The sequence below is a fragment of the Kribbella sp. NPDC104740 genome (assembly GCF_055583505.1).
In genome coordinates, this window is record NZ_JBVJNV010000002.1 from 1,343,530 (window position 1) to 1,364,287 (window position 20,758).

Below are 20,758 nucleotides of genomic sequence, written 5' to 3' on the forward strand. Positions count from 1 at the left end.
CGCACCCTACATTTCGGGCCGTCCGCAACGGACCGGAAAGAAACCGTAAACCCCCTCCGGCAGAGTCCTCCTCAACAGCACGAAGCAGCAAGGGACAGCAGGAAGCCAGCACGCAGGAGGTGGACATGAGACTCGCAGTGATCGTCGCCAGCACCCGGAACGGACGCTTCGGCCCCACCGTGGCCCACTGGTTCGCCGACCAGGCAGCCAAGCGAGCAGAGCTCACCATCGACCTGATCGACCTGGCCGCCACCCAGCTGCCGGCGGTACTGACCGACACCGACGAGCCGACGCCCGCCGAGGTCGCAGTACTGGCTCCCCGGCTCGCTGCCGCGGACGCCTTCGTGGTGGTGACGCCGGAGTACAACAGCAGCTTCCCGGCACCGCTGAAGACGGCACTGGACTGGTACTACGAGGAGTGGCACGCCAAGCCGGTCGCCATCGTCAGCTACGGCCGCGAGACCGGTGGCCTGTACGCCGCCGCGCAACTGCGGCAGGTCTTCACCGAGCTGCACGCTGTCGCCATCCGCAACACCGTGGCCCTGCCCTGCTACTGGGAGCAGTTCGCCGCCGACGGTAGTTGGCCCCGCCCGGGGTCAGGCTACGAGCACGCCGTCAAGACCACGCTCGACCAGCTCGTCTGGTGGGCCGCCGCACTCCGCACGGCCCGCCTCCACACGCCGTACCAACCCTGAGAGGAACCACCACCATGCGCAAGATCGTCGAGAGCACCTTCGTCTCCCTCAACGGCGTCATCTCCGACCCGCACCTGTGGAGCGCGCCGTACTGGGACGACGACCACTCCGGCTACAGCATGAAGCTGATGGAGAACACCGAGGCGCTGCTGCTCGGCCGGGAGACCTACGAGTCCTTCGCCGAGGCCTGGTCGGCCCGCAGCGGTGACCCGTACACCGACAAGTTCAACTCGATGCCGAAGTACGTCGCCTCCCGGACGCTGACCGAGACGACCTGGAACGCCGAGCTGCTGCAGGGCGACACCGCCGAAGCGGTCCGCAAGGTCAAGGAAGGCGAGGGCGGCGACCTGCTGAAGTTCGGCACCGGCGAGTTCTCCCGGACGCTGCTGGAGAACAAGCTCGTCGACGAGTACCACTTCTGGATCTTCCCGGTGGTCGCCCAGGGCGAGCACATGTTCCAGGGGCAGGACCTGGCCGCGACCCACCTGGAGCTGCTCGACACCACCACCTTCAAGTCCGGCATCGTCGTCCACAAGCTGGCCCCGAAGGCCTGATCACCCGTCGCAGCCGGTCACCGACGCACCGTCGGCGGCCGGCTGACGCGCTTCACCTTCCAGGGCGTGGGTACCGAGAAGAGTGCACGGGGAGCTGGACGGACCGCGGAAGCGGTCCGGAGCCATCGGTCCCCTGCTGTTCCGGTTGGGGACGTGGTGGCGCGTCCCTACTGGAGGGTTTGATGGAGATCATCGTCATCGTGGTGCTGGTCGTCGTCCTGGCCGGCGCGGCGCTGCTGTTCTACCAGCGCCAACGGTCCGGGCAGCTGCAGAACAGGTTCGGGCCCGAGTACGACCACGCGGTCGAGGAGTCCGGCGACAAGCGCGCCGCCGAGCGTGACCTGCGCGGACGCGAACGCCGGGTGGCCAAGCTCGACGTCCAGCCGTTGACCGGTGCGGCCGCCGAGCGCTACCGCGCCGAGTGGAACACGGTCCAGGCCGGGTTCGTGGACGAGCCCGGGCAGGCCGTCGAGGAGGCCGACCGGCTGGTGCTGCGGATGATGCGCGAGGCCGGGTACCCGGTCGACGAGTTCGACCAGCGGGTGAACGACATCTCGGTCGACCACCCCGAGGTCGCCGAGCACTACCGCGCCGCGCACCGGGTCGCCGTCGCGCGGGACCGCGGCGAGGCCGACACCGAGGAACTGCGGCAGGCGGTCACGGCGTACCGGCAGTTGGTCGACGCGCTGCTGACCGACCACGACAACTCCAAGGAGCAGGCATGACCGAGAACCGCCCGGACGAGCGCCGCGACGAGCGCCCCGAGGACCCCACGGACGACCGCACCGCCGACCTGACGGACGAGCGCACCGCCGACCCCACGACCGAGCGCACCGCCGACCTCACCGAGGCCGACTTCTCCGACCGTCCCACCGATGAGCAAGCCGTAGGGCAAGCAGCAGAACGGACGCCGGAGCAGCCCGTCGCCTCGACCTCGACCGACGGACCACTCGTCGCCGACGACGCCGCGGTCGACTTCCGCTCCCGCTGGGAGGTCATCCAGCAGGGTTTCGTCGACGACCCGCGGCAAGCGGTCAGCGACGCCGACAAGCTCGTCGACGACCTGCTCAAGCGCCTCTCGGCGACCTTCGACGAGCAGCACCAGGAGCTCGAGCGGCAGTGGTCCGACGGTGAGCCGTCGACCGAGGATCTGCGCGGCGCGCTGCAGAAGTACCGCGCGTTCTTCCAGCGCCTCCTCGCACTCTAGAGCCGCACCAGCAACGCCCCGGGAACGGAGTCCACGATCCGTTCCCGGGGCGTGCCAACGATTCCGGCGCCGCAGGCATCTCCTTTCTGTGACAAGGAGACGCATGCTGACCTGGGAAGAGGCCCAGTCGTTCAACCGGCTGGCCGAGCGCTACGACCGCCTCGCGGAGCTGACCGACGACCCGGTCGGCGGCTGGCTGCCGTCGGTGCTCGGCGACGTACGCCGTACGGCGAACGCGCTCGAGCTCGGCTGCGGCGCCGGCCGGCACAGCATCCTCCTCGCTGCGCGCTTCGATCGCGTGGACGCTTACGACCTGTCCGGCGCCATGATCCGGCTGGCCCGCCGGAAACGGGCCCGCGGCAACATCTCCTACCTGGAGAGCGATCTCTCCGACGTCGACGGCCGCTACGACTTCGTCCTCAGCGTCGCCACCCTCCACCACGTCACTGATCTCGAGGGAGCGCTCTCCCGGATCAAGGCCGCGACCAACCCCGGCGGCCGGGTGGTGCTCGTCGACACCGTCTCGCCGCGCACGGCCAACCCCCGCTGGCGCCTCTACGGCAACGAGGTGCGCAAGGTGCTGCGCAACCTCGTCCGCCGCGGCGCCCGCGAGGCCTGGGAGATCTTCCGGTTGTCGACCGGTCCCTGGCTCGACCACCGCGTCAGCGACCGCTACCTGAGCCGGGAGCAGTTCGAGAAGCTGTACGCCGAAGCGTTCCCCGACGCCACTTTCACCCGGGTCGGCAACGCCCACGCGATGATCTGGGACGCGCCCTAGGGCGCGATGTTCTGGTTCAGGTGGAAGACGTTGTCCGGGTCGTAGGCCCGCTTCACGTCGACCAGCCGCGCGTAGTTGTCCTTGTAGTTGTCGGCGATCCGGCCCTGGTCGTCGTCGGCCATGAAGTTGATGTAGCCGCCGGACTCCGAGTGCGGCGCGACGTCGTCGTAGTACGAGCGCACCCACTCGACGTTCGCGTCGTTCTGCGCCGGGTCCGGCCACATCCCCGCGATCACCGTCGCGAAGTTCGCGTCCCGGTACGCGAACGCCGTCGCGTCGGCCGGGACGCGGTGGCACGCGCCGTCGATCGGGTAGATGTGCACGGTCGAGTTCACCGCCGGCAGGCCGGGCGCGTGCCGCAGGTGCGCCTGGATCGCCTCGTCGGTCAGCTCGGTGACGAAGTTCGCCTTCCAGTAGTGCTGCAGGCCGGGCGGGACCAGCCCGTCGAAGGCCGCGTTCAGCGCCGGGTACGGCATCGGGCCGACGTGCTCGGCGACCACTGGCGCGAACTCGCGGAAGCGGGCGATTCTCGCCTCCCCCTCGCTCAGGTCGCCGGCCCAGCAGCCGACGATCAGGCAGAAAGGCTCGCCGTGCCGGTCCTCGGGGATGAACGGCAGCGGCGGCGCCAGCTGGAACGCCGGGAACCCGCCGAGCGCCTCTGGCGCGTCCTTGATCAGGTCACGGAATCCGGCTACCACCGCGGCCGCGTCGGACATCTCGAACAGCATCGGGCCGCCGTACACCTGATCGACCGGTTCCAGCCGGAACTCCAGCGCGGTCACGACGCCGAAATTGCCACCGCCGCCACGCAGCGCCCAGAACAGGTCCTCGTGCTCCTTCTCGCTGGCGATCAGGAACCGGCCGTCCGCGGTCACCACGTCGGCCGAGATCAGGTTGTCGCAGGACAGCCCGAGGCCGCGCGCCAGGTAGCCGATCCCGCCGCCGAGCGTCAGCCCGCCGACGCCGGTGGTCGAGATGATCCCGCCGGTCGTCGCCAACCCGAACGCATGCGTGGCGGCATTGAAGTCACCCCAGGTCGCCCCGCCAAGTGCTCGCGCCGTCCGCGTGACCGGATCGACCCGCACCGCCCGCATCGCGCCAAGGTCGCAGACCACGCCGTCGTCGACCGTCCCGAAGCCCGGCACGCTGTGCGAACCACCCCGGACCGCCAGCTCCAGCCCGTTCTCCCGCGCGAACGCGACGGTCGCCATCACGTCGCCCGCGTTCTCGCACCGCACCACCACGCGTGGGTGCCTGTCGATCATCGCGTTGTAGACCTTGCGCGCCTCGTCGTACGCCGGATCGCCGGCCGCGATCACCGCGCCGCGGGTCCGCTCCCGCAGGTCCTCGATCGTGTACTCGCCCATGACTCCTCCACAGCCGTACGGGCCTCACACGTCCCCGGCCGATCCCCCAGCCACCCGCCCCGACCGGCAGCCCCCGAAGAGCAGTGCCGGACCTCAACCCCTGTCCTTCGACCTTCCCGCCGCGGGCTCCCGAAATCAATCCCGCAGCCGATGTCAAAGCAGCGCGACCGGCTCCGACCAGGAGGCAACCAAGCCGAAGGAGCAGGACGATGCGCAAGACCATGTACTACGTGCACCAGTCGCTGGACGGGTTCATCGAGGGCCCGAACGGCGAGTTCGACTGGGCGCAGCTCGGGCCGGAGCTCGGCGCCTACTCGATGGGGCTGGCCGCGCGGTCGGATCTGTTCCTGTACGGGCGCACGGTGTGGACGATGATGTCGTCGTACTGGCCGCACGCGCTCGACCTGCAGCCCGACGAGCAGCACGTGCAGGAGTTCGCGCCGGTGTGGCTGAGGACGCCAAAGCTGGTGCTCTCGACGACGCTCGAGGACGACCAAAGCTGGAACACTTCCGTCGTACGCCGTACCGAAGACCTCCGCGCGATCAAGGAGCAGCCCGGCGGCGACATCCTGATCACCGGGAGCGCGAGCGTCGCGCACTCGCTGGCCGAGCTCGGGCTGCTCGACGAGTACCACGTGATCGTGCACCCGGTCGTGCTCGGCGGCGGCAAACCGGTGCACCAGCCTGGCGCCGCCCGGATCGAGCTGCCGCTGAAGGAGTCCCGCGTCCTCGACGGCCGCACGGTCCTACTGCATCACGAGGTCAGTCCTTCTGCAGCGAGCTGAGCAGCCGTCCCTGCGCCTGCTCCAGGTGGTACGCCATGTGCTCGGCCGCGGCCACCGGATCCCCGGACTCGATCGCCTGCAGGATCGCCGCGTGCTCGGCGGCGACGGTCGACGGCTTCGCGGTCCGGTGCGCCTGGTACTGGCCCATCGTCAGGTGCACCTCGCCGATGATCAGCTCGTGCATCCGGGACAGCCGCCGGCTGCCGACGCCGGCCACCAGCGCGCTGTGGAAGGCGATGTCGGCCTCGACCTGGTTCTCGAACAGCTGGTCGCGGGCGGCGTACTCGATCGCGACCTGCGCCTTCGCCGCGGCCGGCGGGACCTCGCCCCCGGCCGCCAGCGTCGAGACCGCGGCCTTCTCGATCGTCGTCCGGCTGAAGAAGAGATCGCGGATCTCCTCCTCGTCCAGGGTCGGCACGACGGCGGTCTTGTGCGCCGTACGCCGTAGCAGCCCGAGCGCGGTGAGCCGTTCGAGCACGGCCTTCGCGGTCGGCCGGGCGACGTTGTACTCGCCGGCCAGCCGCACCTCGGTGAGCTTCTCCCCCTGCGGGATGTCGCCGTTCACGATGCGCTTGCGCACCGACTCGTAGAGCGCCTCGGTCAGCGAGGACGGCCCGAGCTCCAGACTCGATTCGGTACCCACCGGGCACCCCCTTCCCCTCGATTGGTCAGGCAAGTGTACGGGCCATCCAACCCCCTGCTCAGTACCCGGCGGACTTGTCGACCACGTTCATGAGTTCCTGCTGTGACAGGAAGCGTCCCAGGTTCTCGCGCACGATCTGCTCGCCACGCCGGGCCGTCCCGGTGCTGGTCGCGCCGTTGTGCGGTGTGACGATCACGTTCGGGAGATCCCAGAACGCGCTCTCCGGCGGCAGCGGCTCGATCCCGTGCGCGTCCAGCCCGGCGCCGGCGATCTGCCCGGTCCGGAGCGCGTCGAGCAGCGCGTCGTCGTCCGCGATCCCGCCGCGGGAGATGCAGACGAAGTACGCCGACGTCTTCATCCTCGCGAACTCCGCGGCCCCGAACCGGCCGGCCGTCTCGGAGGTCCGCGGCGCGGTCACCACGACGAAGTCCGACTCGTCGAGCAGTTGCTCGAACGACACCTGCTCGACGTACGGCGAAGGCTCACCGACGCGTCGCCGTACGCCGATCACTCGCATGTGAAAGGCCTCGGCCTTGCGCGCCAGGTCCAGTCCGGAATGCCCGAGCCCGTAGATCCCGAGTGTCAGCCCGGCCAGCTCGCCGTGCGTGAAGCGCTCCCAGCGGTGCTCGGCCTGCGCCTTCAGCCAGCGCGGCACCTCCCGGTTCAGCATCAGCATGAGCAGCATGGAGTGCTCCGCGAGCGGGATCGCGCCGTTGCCGACCGAAGACGTCAGCACGACGTCGGACGCGAGCATCTCCGGCGAGAGATCCGCGTCGACGCCCGCGGCCGGGCTGTGCACCCAGCGCAGCTTCGGCATCCGCGCCAGCAGCTCGCCCGGCACCCGCCCGATCACCGCCTCGACCGGCTCCAGCGGCACGCCGTCCCAGCCCTCGGTGAACAGCAGCCGGTCGCCGGCGATCTCCACCAGGTCCGGCCGGTGCTTGCCAATGACAACAATCATTTGAGTCCCGTCGTCGCGATACCCCGGATCAGGTACTTCTGGGCGAAGGCGAAGAAGACCAGGATCGGCAGCAACGACAGCAGCGACATCGCGAACAGCATGCCCACCCCGCTCTGCGTCTCCGAGTCGACCATCGAGTTCAGCGCCACCGGCACCGTGAACACCTGCGTCCGGGTCAAGTAGATCAGGGGGACGAAGAAGTCGTTCCAGGTCCAGATGAAGGTGAAGATCGTCGTGGTCACCAGGGCCGGCCGCATCAGCGGCAGCACGACGTACCAGAAGGTCAGGAACGGTCCGGCGCCGTCGATCCAGGCGGCCCGATCGAGCTCGCGCGGCAGCGTCCGGATGAACTGCACCATCAGGAACACGAAGAACGCGTCGGTGGCCAGGAACTTCGGGATCAGCAGCGGCCAGTAGGTGTTCACCAGATCGAGCTGGGAGAAGAAGATGTACTGCGGGATCACCAGCACGTGGAACGGCAGCATCACCGAGGCCAGCGTGATCGCGAAGTACACCTTGCGCATCCGGAACTGCAGCCGGGCCAGCGCGTACGCCGTCAGCGAGCAGCTGAACAGGTTGCCGACGATCGAGCCGACGGTGACCAGCAGGGAGTTCAGGAAGAACACGGAGAACGGCCGGTTCAGCGCGTGCCAGCCGTCCTTGAAGTTGTCCAGGGTCAGGTCCTTCGGGATCAGCCCGGGGTCGGTGAGGATCTGGTCGGCGGGTTTGAACGCGCTGACCACCATCCAGACCAGCGGGTAGATCATGAAGGCGACGAAGATCAGCAGGCCGGTGTGCTTGAGCGCTGACTTGATCCGCTGCTCACGTAAGGGCGGCGCCGTGGTCAGAGTCATCAGTTGTCTCCGTAGAAGACCCAGTACTTGGACGCGACGAAGTGCAGCGCGGTGACCACACCGATCACAGCCATCAACACCCAGGCCAGCGCGGAGGCGTAGCCCATGTCGAAGGCAACGAATCCCTGCTGGTACACGTACAGCGTGTAGAACAGCGTCGAGTTCGCCGGGCCGCCGGTGCCGCCGCTGATGATGTGGGCCTGGGTGAAGGTCTGGAACGCGCCGATCGTCTGCAGGATCAGGTTGAAGAAGATGATCGGGGTCAGCAGCGGCACGGTGACGTGCGTGAACGTCCGTACGACGCCGGCGCCGTCGACCTTCGCCGCCTCGTAGAGCTCGTCGGGGATCTGCCGCAGTCCGGCCAGGAAGATCACCATCGGCGAGCCGAACGTCCACACGTTCAGGACGATCAGTGTCGCGAGTGCGGTGCTGGGATTCTGCAGCCAGCTCTCGCCGTCGATCCCGATCACCGCCAGGCCCTTGTTGATCAGGCCGGCGTCGCCGAAGATCTCCCGCCACAGGATCGCGATCGCGACGCTGGTCCCGAGCAGCGACGGCAGGTAGAACGCGCTGCGGTAGAAGGCCAGTCCGCTCAGCCCGCGGTCCAGGATCAGGGCCAGCAGCAACGCGAACCCGAGCTGCAGCGGGACCGACACCACGACGTACACCAGCGTGACCTTCACCGACGCCCAGAACTGGTCGTCGTGCACCATCCGGCGGAAGTTCTCCAGCCCGGACCACTCCGGCGGGTTCAGGATGTCGTAGTCGGTGAAGGCCAGGTAGAGCGACGCGAACAGCGGCACCGCGGTGATCAGCAGGAAACCGAGCTGCCACGGGATCAGGAAGACGTGCGCGGCCCGGCCCTGCCGGTTGAGGTGGAAGACGGGCCGCTTGCCCTTCGGCTTCGGTGGTTCCTCGACCGCCCGCTCACGGTCGGTCAGCAGCGTCATTGGGCCCGCTTGATGCCGGCCGCGATCTCCTCGATCATCTTCGCCGAACCGTCGGACACACTGCGCTTGCCGAGCGCGATCTCCTCGCAGATCCGGGCCATCGTGGTCCGCCAGGTGCTCGACCCGGGCGGCGCCTCGTACCGCGGTTTGCGCTGCGCGGTGCGGTCGGTCGCGACGACGGCGAGCATCTCCTTCTCGTCCGGGCTCGCGAACGCACCGGCGGCCTCGGCGACCTTCGGATTGGTCGGCGCACCCATCGTCAGCCGGACCGTCTTCAGCATCTCCGGGTTGTTGACGTTGTAGTCGAGCACCTTGCCGGCCGCTTCGAGCTTGTCGTCGTCGATGCGCTGGTAGATCGCCATCCGCGGGAAGTACAGGTACTTGTGCCCGGCAACGGCGTCCGCGTCGGCCGGCATCGTGCGCAGCCGGAACTTCTCGGTCGGGAACATCTTGGCGTCGTCGATGATGTGGTTGGAGTTGCCGAAGTTCACCAGGACCTTCTTGCCGACCTGCGCCCAGTCCGGGCCCATGCCCTCCTGCTCGCTGAGCGACAGCGCGGCTCCGGCCTTGCGCAGCTTCTCCCACCATTCCAGCCAGCTGCCGAGGCCGTTGGCGGTGAAGCCGACCTGCCCGTCCTCGGTCCACAACTGCTCGCCGTGCTGCCGCAGCCAGGCCTCGAAGGTGAGGTCGTGGTCCGGCGCGTACGGCGTTCCCTTGCGCTTGCCGGGGTTGTTCTTGGTGTACGAGATCAGCAACTCAGAGAGCGCGTTCCAGTTCCAGCCCGCGCCGTCCGCGGGCAGCGTGACCTGGTCGGCCTTGGCGACGGTCTCGTTGTAGCGGATCACCGGGACGAAGATCGCGAACGGGACCGTGTTCAGCTCGCCGCCCAGCTTGAAGGTCTCCAGGTCCTCCTTGCTGTAGTCGCCCCAGTTCAGCGTCGGGACGTCGTCGAGCTTGCGGTACAGCTTGCTCTTCGCGTATGTCATCACCTGCGGCGACGCGATCCAGAAGATGTCCGGGACGTCGCGAGCGGCGATCTGCGTGGTCATCCGCTCCTGGAACGCGGTGTACTCGGCGAACTCGGGCTCGATCCCGATGTCGGCGTTCGCGGCACTGAACTGCTGCAGCGCCTTGGTGTAGTTCTGCTGCCGGATGTTGTTGCCCCACCAGGCGTAGCGCAGCGTGGTCTTGCCGCCGGCTTCGCCGCCCCCACCACTCCCGCCGCAGCCGGCCACCGCCGCCACGGACAGGCTCGCCGCCGTCGTACCCAGGGCGAGCTTCAGGAACCCTCGCCGATCCAGTCCGGTCATCACGGTCTCCTGTTTCCTCAGGGTGGGTTCATTGTTTGGTTCTGGCACATGACGGTCAAGAGGTCATGCATAGTTGTTTGACAATTTGTCAAAAGACAAGCGTCTCGAAGAGCCCGATCGGCGGGAGCTCGACGTGGCCGTCAACGACCGGCAGCTGTACGCCGGCGCGCAGCGCGCGAACCTCGGCGGCTTCGTGTGGCAACTTCAACCAGGTCGGCGCGATCGGCAGCGGCTCGGCGAACCGCTGATCCGCATCGCCCGACCTGTTCAGCAAATGAATCACGTGTCCGGCGACCGACCGCCCGACCACGATCTCCACCTGCTCGGGCAGCCCGGTCCCGATCTGCTGCCCACCCGCCCACAGCACCTCGTCGACGACCAGCTCGCGATGCGCACTCAGCCCGACCTCGCGATACGCCCGCCCGACCGTCCACGGCAGCATCACCGCCCGCCCCCGCCCGTACGACGCCCGCAACCGTCCCGCGTGCTCCAGCTCGAGATGCCCGTAGCACTTCTCCGGCGGCCCGTAGGGAGCACGGGAGAGCGCTCTCTGCCCGATCTCGGCGTCCGGCGACGGCTCGACCAGGTCGAACGCCCCGACCACCGGCACGACGCCGTACTCGGTCCGCAGGTGCAGCGACCGGACGGCCTCCTCGGTGTCGTGGCTGGCCAGCCGCCGTTCGGCCGGGAGACATTCGAGCTGGATCTCCTCGGCGACCACGCCGCTGTTGCCGGTAGCAACGATCGCGCCGCCCGCGCGGCAGTAGCGGTCGAGCGCGGGCGCGATCCCGCGCCCGAGCGGCCCGAGATCGGGCAGCACCACCACGTCGTACCGGCTCAGGTCGATGTCGCCGAGCCGCTCCTCCGGCAGTACGTCGAACGGGACGTGCCGCTGCAGCAGCGCGAGGTACAGGCCCTGGAACTCGCGGATCGCGCCGGGCTTGAACTGGTCCGGCCGGACCAGCAGCGTCCCGGCCGCGGGGACCAACTGGCGGTAGACGTCGTGGTGATCGCGATGGAACCGGGTCAGCTCCCCCGCGATCTTCAGGCACTCGTACGGGTTGTCCTTCGGCGTTCCCATGATGTACGTCGACGGGTTGGCGCCGCGCGCGATCGCCTGCACCAGGTACTGCGCGAAGTGGTGCGGTTCCTCACCGGCCATCCGGTACGGCATGTCGACGAAACCGACCGAGTTGGTCAGCACCGGCACGGTCGGGCGGAAACTCTTCGCGGAGCTGACCGCCTCGCTGGTCCGGTGGTGCCACAGCGGCCGGCCGACGGCGTTGTTCGCCTCATGGAACACGATGTCGGCGCGGTCGCCCAGCACCAGCGGCGCCTCGGGGCGGCGGCGGGCGAGGTGGTCGCGGATCCGGCCGGTCAGATCGGCGAGGATCTCGCGGGAGAACTGCTGCCAGGTCTCGTACCCCGGAGACTCCTTGTCCTCGGGCAAACTCTCGCCTGGCGCGTACTCGGCGTACCGGCTCATGCAGGCCAGGCAGTGGCAGACACCGCGGTAGACGCGGCTGTAGTCAACCTCGTTGAACGACATCCAGTTGCAGAAGAACCCGTCGACGGGATAGCGGTCGAGGACCTCGTCCAGTACGTCGAACAGCTTCACCTGGTAGTAGTCGCCGCTCGGGCAGACGCTGGTCAGCCCGTTGTAGACCTGCGGATCGCCGGCCGCGTCGACGAAGCACCAGTCCGGGTGCTGCTCGGCCCGGCGGTGGTCGATCTTGGAGAAGTCCATCCGGCCCATCACGCGGATGCCGCGCCGGCCCGCTGCCTTGACGGCGTCGCCGACGAGGTCGCCGGAGGCGCGTTCGGACAGGTAGGGGTTGCGGGTCTGGAAGTCGAGATCGGTCGGGTAGTTGGACAGGATGCCGCCGACGCTCAGCAGCCAGGTGTCGGCGCCGAAGTCGACGAGGTAGTCGAGCACCTCGTCGACGTCGAGGCCGGCGTCGATCTCGCGGAGGTTGGTCTGGAACATGCGGAAGGGGTCCTGCCACCAGGGCCGCGGGTGGGGCTGCTGCTTCGTCACGACTGCGGCCCGCCCGTCTGCTCGCGCCTGAGCGTCTTGTAGAGCGCCGAGTGATCCAGGTCCCCGTCGCCGTCAGCGATCGCGGCGTTCATCAACTGCTGCGTGGCGGCAGTGTTCGGCAACGCGATGTCCAGCTCCGCCGCCGCCTCGATCGCGAGCTTGAGATCCTTACGGTGCAACCTGATCCGGAACCCCGGATCGAAGCTCCCGTCGACCATCCGCTGACCGTGCAGCTCCAGCACCCGCGACTGCGCGAACCCACCCATCAGCGCCTCCCGTACGACGCCCGGATCAGCTCCCGCCTTCTCCGCGAACAACAACGCCTCGGCGACCGCCTCGATCGTCAGCCCGACGACGATCTGGTTCGCGACCTTCGCCGTCTGCCCAGCGCCCGTCGGGCCGATCAGCGTGATGTTCTTCCCGAGCGTCTCGAACAACGGCTTCGCCCGCTCGAACGCTGCCGGCTCCCCACCGACCATGATCGTCAGCGTCGCCTGCTGCGCGCCCACCTCGCCGCCCGACACCGGCGCGTCCAGGTAGTCGCACCCCTCGAGCCGCTGCGCGAAGGACTTCGTCGCCGTCGGCGAGATCGAGCTCATGTCGATCACCAGCGTCCCCGGCTTGATGCCCTCGGCAACCCCCTGCTCCCCGAACAGCGCCCGCTCGACGTCCGCGGTGTCCGGCAGCATCAGGATCACCACCTCGGCCTCGGCCGCCGCCTCCGCCGCCGACCCGCAGTGCGTGCCCGGCAGGCCGTCGCGCCCCCGGTAGAGGAACAGCTCGTGCCCGGCCGCGGCGAGCTGCCCCGCCATCGGCGTACCCATCACTCCGAGCCCGACGAACCCGATCCGCATCACGACCTCCAGACCAGGTGCACGATCTCCAGCAGCCCGGCGGTCGGGATCGTCACCACCGCCCGGCCGTTCTCGACCGTTGCCTCGACCTCGACGTCGGCGACCAGCAACCGCGCCCGGACTTCATTGCCGGGAACAATCACTGACACGGTTTGCGGGGGTAAGGGCAACGTCTCCCGGATCGCGCCGCGCATCGCCATCGGGTTCGTGAGGTTGACCAAGGCAACGGCCACCTCTTCGGGCCCGCGGTGAACTGCGACGTCGACCAGACCGGCGCCCTCCACGGTGACCTCGGGATCCTTGCCCAGGGCCCATGCCACCGCGTTCGCGACCAGCTGCCCGTGGTCGCTCTGCAGCGCCTCCCAGAAGATCGCGCCGAGGTTGAACGGGAAGTACACGGTCCGCCCGCCGCTCGCGTGCTCGCGGCAGACCACCCCGGGCCGGTCCGGAGCCTCGCGCGGGTAGACCTCCTCCATCGGCAGGTCTGGGAAATCGGGGATGAAGCGGAACGGCACTTGAGCGTCGTCCGTCGCCTCGACGCCGAGGATGTGCGAGCCGCCGATGATCCTCGTCGTCCCGTCGTACCCGCGGTTCAGCCGGTGCTCGCCAATGAGCGCGATGTAGTTGTTCTTCACCTTCCGCGCGGGCTCCTCGAGGTGCACCCCCAGAACGTCGCCCAGCCCGAAGTCGTCGCGCGGGCGGCCGAGCTCGTCGTACAGGGAGGTCTGGTACGCCGCGACGAGCGAACCGCCGCGTTCGACGTACTGCCGCAGCGCCGCGAGCTGCTCGTCGCCGAGCTGCTCGGCGTTCGCGAGCACGATCACCTTGAAGCTGTCGAGACGCTCGGGCTTGAGCTCCTGGTCGGAGATGAACTCGAACGGGACGCGCGCCTCGACCAGCGCCTGGTAGAAGCCGTCCTCGTGGCCGATCCCGTCGGGCGTCCGGAGCTGGCCGGCCCGGGTCGGGTCGAGCATCGCGACCTCGGCGGTGATCTTCAGGTCCTTCAGCACCGGCTCGACCTGCGCGTGCAGGGTGAACGCCTCGACGACCGGCGGGACCCAGCGGTGGTCCGGGACGCTCGCGTTGAACTTCGTGAACCACGGCAGCGCGCCCTGCGCGAACCCGTCGACGATCCAGGTCTTGGTCTCCTCGGCCGGCGCGACCGAGTCCTTCCAGCGGTACTGGTGGTGCTCGGGACCGACCGACGTGATCAGCCGGACCGGCCGGTCGGGGAAGACGCCGCGGTTGCGCTTGCCGTTGCGGCCCGCGGCCCACGGCGCCTCGGTCCCGGAGCGGCCCTGCTTGTCGATGAAGAAGATCGGGTAGTGCTTCTCGACCAGCGCGCGATCGAGGTCGCGGGCGGCCAGGGCGCCGAGGTTGGGGATGAACCGGGTGTGCGGGCGCACGTCGCGGACCGCTTCGTCCCAGATCGAGACCAGCCGGCTCAGTTGCCGACGGCGCCAACCGACGTACTCGTGCCAGTTCTCCTGGTGCTCGGCCTCGGGCAGGTCGAGACCGGTCTCGTCGCGGAACGAGCGGCGTGCGCCCTCGCTGTACGAGATGCCGCCGTACCCTTCCCAGCGGTTCGCGAAGATCGCGTCGACGTCGTACTCGCGGACGATCTCGCGCGCCACCTCGGTGATGAACTCGCGGTGGTACCCGGTGAACGCGCAGGTCAGCCAGATGTTCGGGTGCGCCCAGTGCTCCAGCGCGTTGCCGTCGAGGTCGCGGGCCAGCCAGTCGGGGTGCGCCGCGGCCGCGTCGGCGTGGATCGCGTGCGGGTCGACCCGGGCCATCACGCTCATCCCGAGCTCGCGCGCGCCGTCGACGAGCGCGCCGAACGGATCGGCGTCGCCGAGGAACTTGCTGCGGTAGTGGTACTCGATCTGCGTCGGGTAGTAGGCGACGTAGCCGCCGGCGCTGATGCAGGTCGCGTTGGACCGGCTGTCGCGCATCAGGCCGAGCCAGAAGTCGGCGTCGAAGTGCAGCGGGTCGTCCTCGGCCAGCGTGATCTGCGCCCAGCGGGTGGCCCGCTCCGGCCAGTCCGGAGTCCGGTCGGCGCTCAGGGGCGCTTGGTCGGGATCGGTGCGCATACGGCTCCTCCTGGGGATCGGCCTTGAATCGGCTTGCTGGAGATTGTTAGACAAGATCGCATGAGTGGCAAGAGTTGGTGCTAGCCTTTTCGCTATGGATTTCCGCGGCTTCGAGGTCAGCGCCAACGTGTCGATGCTGTTCACCGAACTGCCCTACCTGGACCGCTTCGCCGCGGCGTCGCGCCTGGGGTTCAAGGTGGTCGAGTCGTGGTGGCCCTTCGCCGGACCGACCGCGTCACCGGCCGAAGTCGACCTGTTGGTCACCGCGCTGAAGTCGGCCGGCGTCTCGTTGAGCGCGCTGAACTTCTACGGCGGCGACATCCCCGGCGGCGAACGCGGCGTCGCGTCGCACCCGGACCGCCAGGAGGAGCTCGCGGCGAACATCTCGCTGATGGTGGAGATCGCGGAGCTGACCGGGTGCCGGCTGTTCAACCTCCTGTACGGGCAGCTCGACGCGCGGTGGACCGCCGCCGAGCAGGAGGCGTGCGCGGTCGAGGCCATCCGGTCGGCGGCTGCTGCTGTCGCCGGGGTTGGCGGGGCGGTGCTGATCGAACCGCTGACCGCCGGACTGAACGGCGACTATCCGTTGCTCACGGCAACCGACGTACTGGGGTTGCTGGACGGGCCGCTGAAGGACGTGCCGAACCTGTCGCTGCTGTTCGACACGTTCCACCTCGCCAGCAACGGCGTCGACCTGGTCGCGTGTGCTTCCGCTGTCGGCGCCGACCTGGCGCACGTCCAGCTCGCCGACTCCCCCGGCCGCGGCGAACCCGGCTCCGGCTCGGTGGACTTCGCCGGCGTACTGGACGCCCTGCGGCTGGCCGGCTACCAGGGCGTCGTCGCGGCGGAGTACAAGCCGACCGTCGACACCGCCTCCAGCCTCGGCTGGCTCTGATCGTTGCGGGGATTTTCGCCCGGTTTTCTCCCCCGCGCCGCAGACTGAGGAGATGAACCGGCGGATGACGTGGGCGGGGCTCGCCACGCTCGGGATGACGGCTGCGGTCGCCTGTACCACCACGGACGACGCAGCACCCCCTGCGTCCACTCCGAGTACGGCGGTCAGCTCCACCCCCGTTGCACCATCCGTTCGCCCTTCTTCGCCGCCACCCTCCACCCCTGCAGCGCCGGCCCCTGACCCGGTGTCACTGCAGGCGTTGGCGGCGAAGAAGTTCACCGGCGGCCCGCTGCGCATCGGCCGCGTCCTGGCCCGCAACCCGGCGTACACCAGGTACTTCGTCACCTACCCCAGCGGTTCCCTGACGATCTCCGGCATCCTCAACATCCCGTCGACGCCCGGCCCGCACCCCGCCCTGGTCCTCAACCACGGCCACATCGACCTCGACATCTACACCAACGGCCGCGGCCTGATGCGCGAACAGGACTACCTCGCGCGCCGCGGGTACGTCGTCCTGCACACCGACTACCGCAACCACGCCCAGTCGTCGAAGGACCCGTCGTCGGAGGTCAACGTCCGCCTCGGCTACACCGAGGACGCCATCAACGCCGTCCTGGCGCTCCGCACCTCGCAACACGTAGACCCCACCCGCATCGGCATGCTCGGCCGCTCGATGGGCGGCGGCATCACCTACAACGTCCTGGTCGCCCAACCCGACCTGGTCAAAGCCGCCGTCGTCTTCGCCCCCGTCAGCGCCGACGCCACCGACAACTTCAACCGCTGGACCCGCCCCAACCCCCAAATCGCCAACGCCATCACCCGAGCCCACGGCTCCCCGACCAGCGACCCGACCTTCTGGCGCAACCTCTCTGCCCTCAACTTCTTCGACCAGGCCAAAGCCCCGATCCTCATCCACCACGGCATCGCCGACTCGACGTGCCCCATCGCCTGGTCCACCAAGGCGTTGGCCGCCCTGAAGAAGGCCGGCGCCAACGCGACCATGTACACCTACCCGGGTGAAGAACACACCTTCGGGCCGGCGTGGCCCACGTCGATGGCCCGCACGGTCGCGTTCCTGAAACAGAACGGCCTCTGAGCGCTCGCCGTACGGCAGAATGCGACCCACGCGACGAACGGGGGCTGCGATGTCACGGGTACTCGGAGTGGACGCCTGCAAGGCAGGGTGGGTCGGCGTCGCGCTCGGCGACGAAAAGATGCAGGTGTACGTCGCCGCGACGATCGGCGCGCTCGTCGATCGCGCGCTCGAGCCCGGTTCGCTCGACGTCGTCGCGATCGACATGCCGATCGGGCTTCCGGACGCCGGCCCGAGGCGCGCCGACCTGCTCGCGCGGACCTCGATCGGGCGCTTGGCGTCGTCGGTCTTCACCACCCCGGTCCGTGCTGCCCTGCTCGCGTCCACCCACGCCGAGGCCGTCACCATCAACCGGGAGCTGACCGGGCAAGGCCTCTCGATCCAGGCGTACGGCCTGCGAACGAAGCTGTTCGAGGTCGACACCTGGGTTCGGCGGACCGCCGTACGCGTGGTCGAAGTACACCCCGAGGTGAGCTTCGCGGTTCTCGCCGGTGCTCCGTTGACGGTGCGCAAGTCCACGTGGGCCGGAGTCGAGCAGCGACGACAGTTGCTCCGCGACGCCGGCATCGCGCTGAGCGGTGAGCTCGGCCTGGGTGGTCTCGCCGTCGGCGTCGACGATGTACTGGACGCGGGTGCGGCGGCCTGGTCGGCACGGCGCGTCCACCTCGGTACGGCCACGTGTCTGCCCGACCCACCCCAGGTCTTCGAGGACGGCTGGCCGAGTGCGATCTGGGCCTGACGGACATCACGAGGGAGAGAGCGGATGGCCCTGTACGAGCTGACCACCGACGGTCTGACCGAACGCGCCGCAGGTGAGTTCGCGGCGCTGGAGCTGTACGAGCGTGCCGATCTCCAGCGGCTGATCGCCGCCGAACCGAAGGTGCTCGGCGAGGAGTTGCTCGTGATCGCCGAGGAGTTCGGCGGCTGGGAGGATGCGAACCGGCGGATCGACATCCTCGCGCTGGACCGCGACGGGCGGCTGGTGGTGATCGAGCTCAAGCGCACCACGAGCGGCGGTCACATGGAACTGCAGGCGCTGCGGTACGCGGCGATGGTGTCCTCGATGACCTTCGACGAAGCCGCGACGGCGTACACGAAGTACTGGACGGACAAGCGCCCGGGCAACGAGATCGACGCCCGCGCCGAAATGATGGACTTCCTGGAGGTCGACGGCTCCGACGATCCGGACCTGTCCACCGACGTCCGGATCGTGCTGGTGTCCGCCGGCTTCGGCCGTGAGATCACCACCACCGTGCTGTGGTTGAACCGCTTCGAGGGGATGGACATCCGGTGCGTGCGGCTCACGCCGTACGAGCTGGACGGACGGGTGCTGATCGACATCCAGCAACTCATCCCGCTGCCTGAGGCCGGCGACTACCAGGTGCGGCTCCGGCGCAAGGACCTCGCGCGAGCGCGGGCGCCGCGCGTCGACGGGCGGGACTTCACGCGGTACCACGTCGTCGTCGACGGGGAGGAACATCCGGATCAGAACAAGCGCCGGACCATGCTGCTGCTGATCGAGCAACTCGCGGAGCACGGAGCCCCGCTCGCCGAGATCAAGGCGATGCTCCAGCCGCCACAGCTGAAGGTGATCCCGGCGATCGTCACCGACCCGGACGAGGTTCGCCGCCTGCTGTTGGCCGGCGAACCGTCCATCAACGTGGATCGCTACTTCACCGACCATCCGCTCGTCGATACCGCCGGCAGGCGGACCTATGTCCTCACGCTGATGTGGGGCGCGAAGACCGAGTCGGCGATGAAACGTCTGGTCGAGGCGTTTCCGCAGGCCGGCGTCACGTTCCGCGTCGCCGACGCGACCTGAGAGTCAGCTTGCCGGCTTCACCGCAGTGACCGCGTACATCGTCAGCGACATGTGGAACCCGTTGCGGTCCGCGGCTTCGGCGAGCGTCCGGGTGAGGGCCTCGGCCTCCGCCGGTGTGATCGTCCCGTTGGCGGCGCCCGCCTGGATCATCGTCGGGAGGAAACCCTCGCGCGCGCCCGACTGCGGCTCGATCCACGTTGCGGCGGTTTCGGCGGTGATGGTGAGGGCGTTGTCAGCGAGCAGTGCGCGGAGCGTGCGGCCGGCGTACGGGTTGGCGGAGTCGGCAAGCAGCGCTTGGGTGAGGCGTTCGTAGACGCCGGGGACGACGGGGTGCAGCAGCGCGGTGCCCCAGTCGGTGTCGATCAGGGCGATGCGGCCGGTCGGGCGGAGGACGCGGGTCATCTCCGCGACGGCCTGTGCGGGGTCGGCGAGGTGTTGGAGGACGCGTTCGCAGCGGATCACGTCGAATGACGCGTCGTCGAACGGGAGCTTCAGCGCGTCCCCGTCGACGATCTCGAGCCCGGGAAAGCGCCGTACCGACTCGGCCCGAAGCCCCTCGCTCGGCTCGACGCCAACGGCCCGGCCAGTCAGCTCGCGGAGCGCCGCGACGTCCTCGCCGGTCCCCGAACCGACATCGAGCGCGTCCTCACCAGCCCGCGGCGCCAGCTCCTCCAACGCGAACGCCTTCAACTCCCGTACGGCGGACCGCTGCGCGATCTGGTCGAGGATCCACGCCATCCGTACGGCGTCCTCCGGCACCCCGTCGACCCGCTTGAACCCGCTCCCGAATCCGCTCATGTTCCCCTCCCCTCCTGCCAAGGTAGCCGTTCACCCCGGCGGCGCAACCGCCTGCAGGTATCTCTGCCCGATCAGCCGCAGGTGCTCGACCAGCGCCGCCGGCGCCGTCACCTGGAAGTCGATGCCGAGCATTCCGATGTACACGGCAACGACCTCGAGCGATTCCGCTCCGGTCACCAGCACGCAGGTGTGCTCGTCGACCGGCTCCACGATCCCGACCGCCGCATGGATCCGCGCCAGCACCTCGTCGGCCGACGCGAACACCGTGATCCGAGCATGCACCTTCCAGCCCGCGGTCGCGACGTCCCGGAGTACGAAGTCGGTGTAGTCGTCGTCCGGCATCGGCCGCGGCTGGTACCGCCGGCCCGTTGCCATCCGCAACTGCATCCAGTCGACCCGATAGGTGCGCCAGGCCCCTTTCTCGTCACGCGCCGCGAGATACCAGTACCGCTGCCAGCTCATCAACCGGTACGGCTCGACCAGGATCGGGAAGCCGGGCTCGGTGTCCGGTACGGCGTACTCGAAGCGCAGGTAGTGCTGGTCGCGGATCGCGGCCGCGATCGTCGCGACGACGACCGGGTCGACCTCGGGGTCGGGCACGTTCGAACCCGTGTTGTCGGGGCCCTTCGTCAGCGTCGTGTGGATCGCGTTGACCTGCCGCCGGAGCCGGTGCGGCAGCACCTGCTCGAGCTTGGCCAGCGCCCGCGCGCTGCTCTCCTCCATGCCGCTGACGCCGGCGCCGGTCCGCAGCCCGACGGCGACCGCAACCGCCTCCTCGTCGTCGAGCAGCAGCGGCGGCATCTTCGCCCCGATCCCGAGCTGATAGTGCCCGGCCGGCCCGCGGGTCGCGTCGATCGGGTACCCGAGCTCGCGCAGCCGGTCGACGTCGTTGCGGATCGTCCGGCCGCTCACCTCCAGCCGCTCGGCCAGCTCCGCGCCGGTCCAGGCCGGGCGGGTCTGCAGCAGCGACAGCAAGGACAGCAATCTCGACGAGGTTTCACGCACAGGTAAATACTCTCAAATAGGAATCCAACTTGCCTATACGACTTCTACAGTGAAGC

General features: G+C 68.9%; 21 protein-coding genes. 10 read left to right on the forward strand and 11 right to left on the reverse strand.

Translation table 11 applies throughout. The features are described 5' to 3' along the window. Positions 1-125: 125 nt before the first annotated feature. From ACZ6Z4_RS15800 to ACZ6Z4_RS15820, 5 genes are all read left to right on the forward strand, one after another. Positions 126-695, forward strand: coding sequence for an NADPH-dependent FMN reductase (locus ACZ6Z4_RS15800; RefSeq protein ID WP_465563543.1), 570 nt, complete (start codon positions 126-128; stop codon positions 693-695). Between the two features lie 14 nt (positions 696-709). Continuing rightward, entirely contained in the window at positions 710-1,249 is a 540-nt protein-coding gene (locus ACZ6Z4_RS15805) for a dihydrofolate reductase family protein (protein WP_465563546.1), read from the forward strand. Positions 1,250-1,431: 182 nt separating this feature from the next. Then, a complete protein-coding gene (locus ACZ6Z4_RS15810) occupies positions 1,432-1,974 on the forward strand; it encodes a hypothetical protein (protein WP_465563549.1) in 543 nt (180 codons plus the stop codon). Next, positions 1,971-2,456 (forward strand): hypothetical protein, encoded by a 486-nt coding sequence (locus tag ACZ6Z4_RS15815; protein ID WP_465563552.1) that lies wholly within the window; start codon positions 1,971-1,973, stop codon positions 2,454-2,456. Before ACZ6Z4_RS15810 ends, ACZ6Z4_RS15815 begins: the two co-directional genes overlap by 4 nt. A gap of 103 nt (positions 2,457-2,559) precedes the next feature. Then, the gene (locus ACZ6Z4_RS15820; RefSeq protein WP_465563555.1) at positions 2,560-3,234 is read left to right on the forward strand and encodes a class I SAM-dependent methyltransferase; all 675 of its coding nucleotides are present in this window, start codon (positions 2,560-2,562) and stop codon (positions 3,232-3,234) included. Here the strand turns inward: ACZ6Z4_RS15820 and ACZ6Z4_RS15825 are convergent. Next, the gene (locus ACZ6Z4_RS15825) at positions 3,231-4,601 is read right to left on the reverse strand and encodes an FAD-binding oxidoreductase (RefSeq protein WP_465563558.1); all 1,371 of its coding nucleotides are present in this window, start codon (positions 4,599-4,601) and stop codon (positions 3,231-3,233) included. The genes ACZ6Z4_RS15820 and ACZ6Z4_RS15825 overlap by 4 nt on opposite strands. Before the next feature lie 209 nt (positions 4,602-4,810). Between ACZ6Z4_RS15825 and ACZ6Z4_RS15830 the strand changes: the two genes are divergently transcribed. After that, positions 4,811-5,386, forward strand: a complete 576-nt coding sequence (locus tag ACZ6Z4_RS15830; protein WP_465563561.1) for a dihydrofolate reductase family protein — start codon at positions 4,811-4,813, stop codon at positions 5,384-5,386. Here the strand turns inward: ACZ6Z4_RS15830 and ACZ6Z4_RS15835 are convergent. The 8 genes from ACZ6Z4_RS15835 to ACZ6Z4_RS15870 form a co-directional block, all read right to left on the reverse strand. Further along, positions 5,364-6,029 carry a GntR family transcriptional regulator gene (locus tag ACZ6Z4_RS15835; RefSeq protein ID WP_465563566.1) on the reverse strand — a complete coding sequence of 222 codons (666 nt, stop codon included), beginning with the start codon at positions 6,027-6,029 and terminating at the stop codon, positions 5,364-5,366. The genes ACZ6Z4_RS15830 and ACZ6Z4_RS15835 overlap by 23 nt on opposite strands. 58 nt (positions 6,030-6,087) lie before the next feature. Continuing rightward, entirely contained in the window at positions 6,088-6,990 is a 903-nt protein-coding gene (locus ACZ6Z4_RS15840) for a D-2-hydroxyacid dehydrogenase (RefSeq protein WP_465563569.1), read from the reverse strand. After that, entirely contained in the window at positions 6,987-7,844 is an 858-nt protein-coding gene (locus tag ACZ6Z4_RS15845) for a carbohydrate ABC transporter permease (RefSeq protein ID WP_465563572.1), read from the reverse strand. Before ACZ6Z4_RS15845 ends, ACZ6Z4_RS15840 begins: the two co-directional genes overlap by 4 nt. After that, on the reverse strand, positions 7,844-8,788 hold the full coding sequence (locus ACZ6Z4_RS15850; RefSeq protein ID WP_465563787.1) for a carbohydrate ABC transporter permease: 945 nt from the start codon (positions 8,786-8,788) through the stop codon (positions 7,844-7,846). The genes ACZ6Z4_RS15845 and ACZ6Z4_RS15850 overlap by 1 nt, the downstream gene beginning before the upstream one ends. Before the next feature lie 2 nt (positions 8,789-8,790). Next, on the reverse strand, positions 8,791-10,104 hold the full coding sequence (locus ACZ6Z4_RS15855) for an ABC transporter substrate-binding protein (protein WP_465563578.1): 1,314 nt from the start codon (positions 10,102-10,104) through the stop codon (positions 8,791-8,793). A gap of 88 nt (positions 10,105-10,192) precedes the next feature. After that, on the reverse strand, positions 10,193-12,091 hold the full coding sequence (locus ACZ6Z4_RS15860) for an alpha-amylase family protein (protein ID WP_465563585.1): 1,899 nt from the start codon (positions 12,089-12,091) through the stop codon (positions 10,193-10,195). A gap of 47 nt (positions 12,092-12,138) precedes the next feature. After that, positions 12,139-12,996 (reverse strand): 2-hydroxy-3-oxopropionate reductase, encoded by an 858-nt coding sequence (locus tag ACZ6Z4_RS15865; RefSeq protein WP_465563590.1) that lies wholly within the window; start codon positions 12,994-12,996, stop codon positions 12,139-12,141. Further along, the gene (locus tag ACZ6Z4_RS15870) at positions 12,996-15,089 is read right to left on the reverse strand and encodes a family 10 glycosylhydrolase (RefSeq protein ID WP_465563596.1); all 2,094 of its coding nucleotides are present in this window, start codon (positions 15,087-15,089) and stop codon (positions 12,996-12,998) included. Before ACZ6Z4_RS15870 ends, ACZ6Z4_RS15865 begins: the two co-directional genes overlap by 1 nt. 94 nt (positions 15,090-15,183) lie before the next feature. Here ACZ6Z4_RS15870 and ACZ6Z4_RS15875 point away from each other — a divergent pair, with 94 nt between their 5' ends. The 4 genes from ACZ6Z4_RS15875 (at position 15,184) to ACZ6Z4_RS15890 (ending at position 18,899) form a co-directional block, all read left to right on the forward strand. Then, the gene (locus ACZ6Z4_RS15875; RefSeq protein ID WP_465563599.1) at positions 15,184-15,984 is read left to right on the forward strand and encodes a hydroxypyruvate isomerase family protein; all 801 of its coding nucleotides are present in this window, start codon (positions 15,184-15,186) and stop codon (positions 15,982-15,984) included. A gap of 244 nt (positions 15,985-16,228) precedes the next feature. Further along, positions 16,229-17,080: an alpha/beta hydrolase family protein gene (locus ACZ6Z4_RS15880; protein WP_465563603.1), complete on the forward strand. Its 852-nt coding sequence runs from the start codon at positions 16,229-16,231 to the stop codon at positions 17,078-17,080. Positions 17,081-17,129: 49 nt separating this feature from the next. Beyond that, the gene (locus ACZ6Z4_RS15885) at positions 17,130-17,816 is read left to right on the forward strand and encodes a DUF429 domain-containing protein (protein ID WP_465563608.1); all 687 of its coding nucleotides are present in this window, start codon (positions 17,130-17,132) and stop codon (positions 17,814-17,816) included. A 24-nt stretch (positions 17,817-17,840) separates the two neighbouring features. Continuing rightward, positions 17,841-18,899 (forward strand): hypothetical protein, encoded by a 1,059-nt coding sequence (locus ACZ6Z4_RS15890; RefSeq protein ID WP_465563611.1) that lies wholly within the window; start codon positions 17,841-17,843, stop codon positions 18,897-18,899. Between the two features lie 3 nt (positions 18,900-18,902). On the opposite strand, the gene ACZ6Z4_RS15895 is transcribed toward ACZ6Z4_RS15890, so the two are convergent. Further along, positions 18,903-19,697, reverse strand: a complete 795-nt coding sequence (locus ACZ6Z4_RS15895) for a methyltransferase domain-containing protein (RefSeq protein WP_465563615.1) — start codon at positions 19,695-19,697, stop codon at positions 18,903-18,905. A gap of 30 nt (positions 19,698-19,727) precedes the next feature. Continuing rightward, a complete protein-coding gene (locus ACZ6Z4_RS15900) occupies positions 19,728-20,702 on the reverse strand; it encodes a helix-turn-helix transcriptional regulator (protein ID WP_465563618.1) in 975 nt (324 codons plus the stop codon). Positions 20,703-20,758: the final 56 nt, after the last annotated feature.

Coding starts and splice junctions, on each gene's coding strand:
- ACZ6Z4_RS15875 (WP_465563599.1), top strand. CDS start 15,184: ATGGATTTCCGCGGCTTCGAGGTCAGCGCCAACGTGTCGATGCTGTTC.
- ACZ6Z4_RS15870 (WP_465563596.1), bottom strand. CDS start 15,089: ATGCGCACCGATCCCGACCAAGCGCCCCTGAGCGCCGACCGGACTCCG.
- ACZ6Z4_RS15865 (WP_465563590.1), bottom strand. CDS start 12,996: ATGCGGATCGGGTTCGTCGGGCTCGGAGTGATGGGTACGCCGATGGCG.
- ACZ6Z4_RS15895 (WP_465563615.1), bottom strand. CDS start 19,697: ATGAGCGGATTCGGGAGCGGGTTCAAGCGGGTCGACGGGGTGCCGGAG.
- ACZ6Z4_RS15890 (WP_465563611.1), top strand. CDS start 17,841: ATGGCCCTGTACGAGCTGACCACCGACGGTCTGACCGAACGCGCCGCA.
- ACZ6Z4_RS15800 (WP_465563543.1), top strand. CDS start 126: ATGAGACTCGCAGTGATCGTCGCCAGCACCCGGAACGGACGCTTCGGC.
- ACZ6Z4_RS15845 (WP_465563572.1), bottom strand. CDS start 7,844: ATGACTCTGACCACGGCGCCGCCCTTACGTGAGCAGCGGATCAAGTCA.
- ACZ6Z4_RS15825 (WP_465563558.1), bottom strand. CDS start 4,601: ATGGGCGAGTACACGATCGAGGACCTGCGGGAGCGGACCCGCGGCGCG.
- ACZ6Z4_RS15810 (WP_465563549.1), top strand. CDS start 1,432: ATGGAGATCATCGTCATCGTGGTGCTGGTCGTCGTCCTGGCCGGCGCG.
- ACZ6Z4_RS15860 (WP_465563585.1), bottom strand. CDS start 12,091: ATGTTCCAGACCAACCTCCGCGAGATCGACGCCGGCCTCGACGTCGAC.
- ACZ6Z4_RS15815 (WP_465563552.1), top strand. CDS start 1,971: ATGACCGAGAACCGCCCGGACGAGCGCCGCGACGAGCGCCCCGAGGAC.
- ACZ6Z4_RS15820 (WP_465563555.1), top strand. CDS start 2,560: ATGCTGACCTGGGAAGAGGCCCAGTCGTTCAACCGGCTGGCCGAGCGC.
- ACZ6Z4_RS15885 (WP_465563608.1), top strand. CDS start 17,130: ATGTCACGGGTACTCGGAGTGGACGCCTGCAAGGCAGGGTGGGTCGGC.
- ACZ6Z4_RS15805 (WP_465563546.1), top strand. CDS start 710: ATGCGCAAGATCGTCGAGAGCACCTTCGTCTCCCTCAACGGCGTCATC.
- ACZ6Z4_RS15855 (WP_465563578.1), bottom strand. CDS start 10,104: ATGACCGGACTGGATCGGCGAGGGTTCCTGAAGCTCGCCCTGGGTACG.
- ACZ6Z4_RS15830 (WP_465563561.1), top strand. CDS start 4,811: ATGCGCAAGACCATGTACTACGTGCACCAGTCGCTGGACGGGTTCATC.
- ACZ6Z4_RS15840 (WP_465563569.1), bottom strand. CDS start 6,990: ATGATTGTTGTCATTGGCAAGCACCGGCCGGACCTGGTGGAGATCGCC.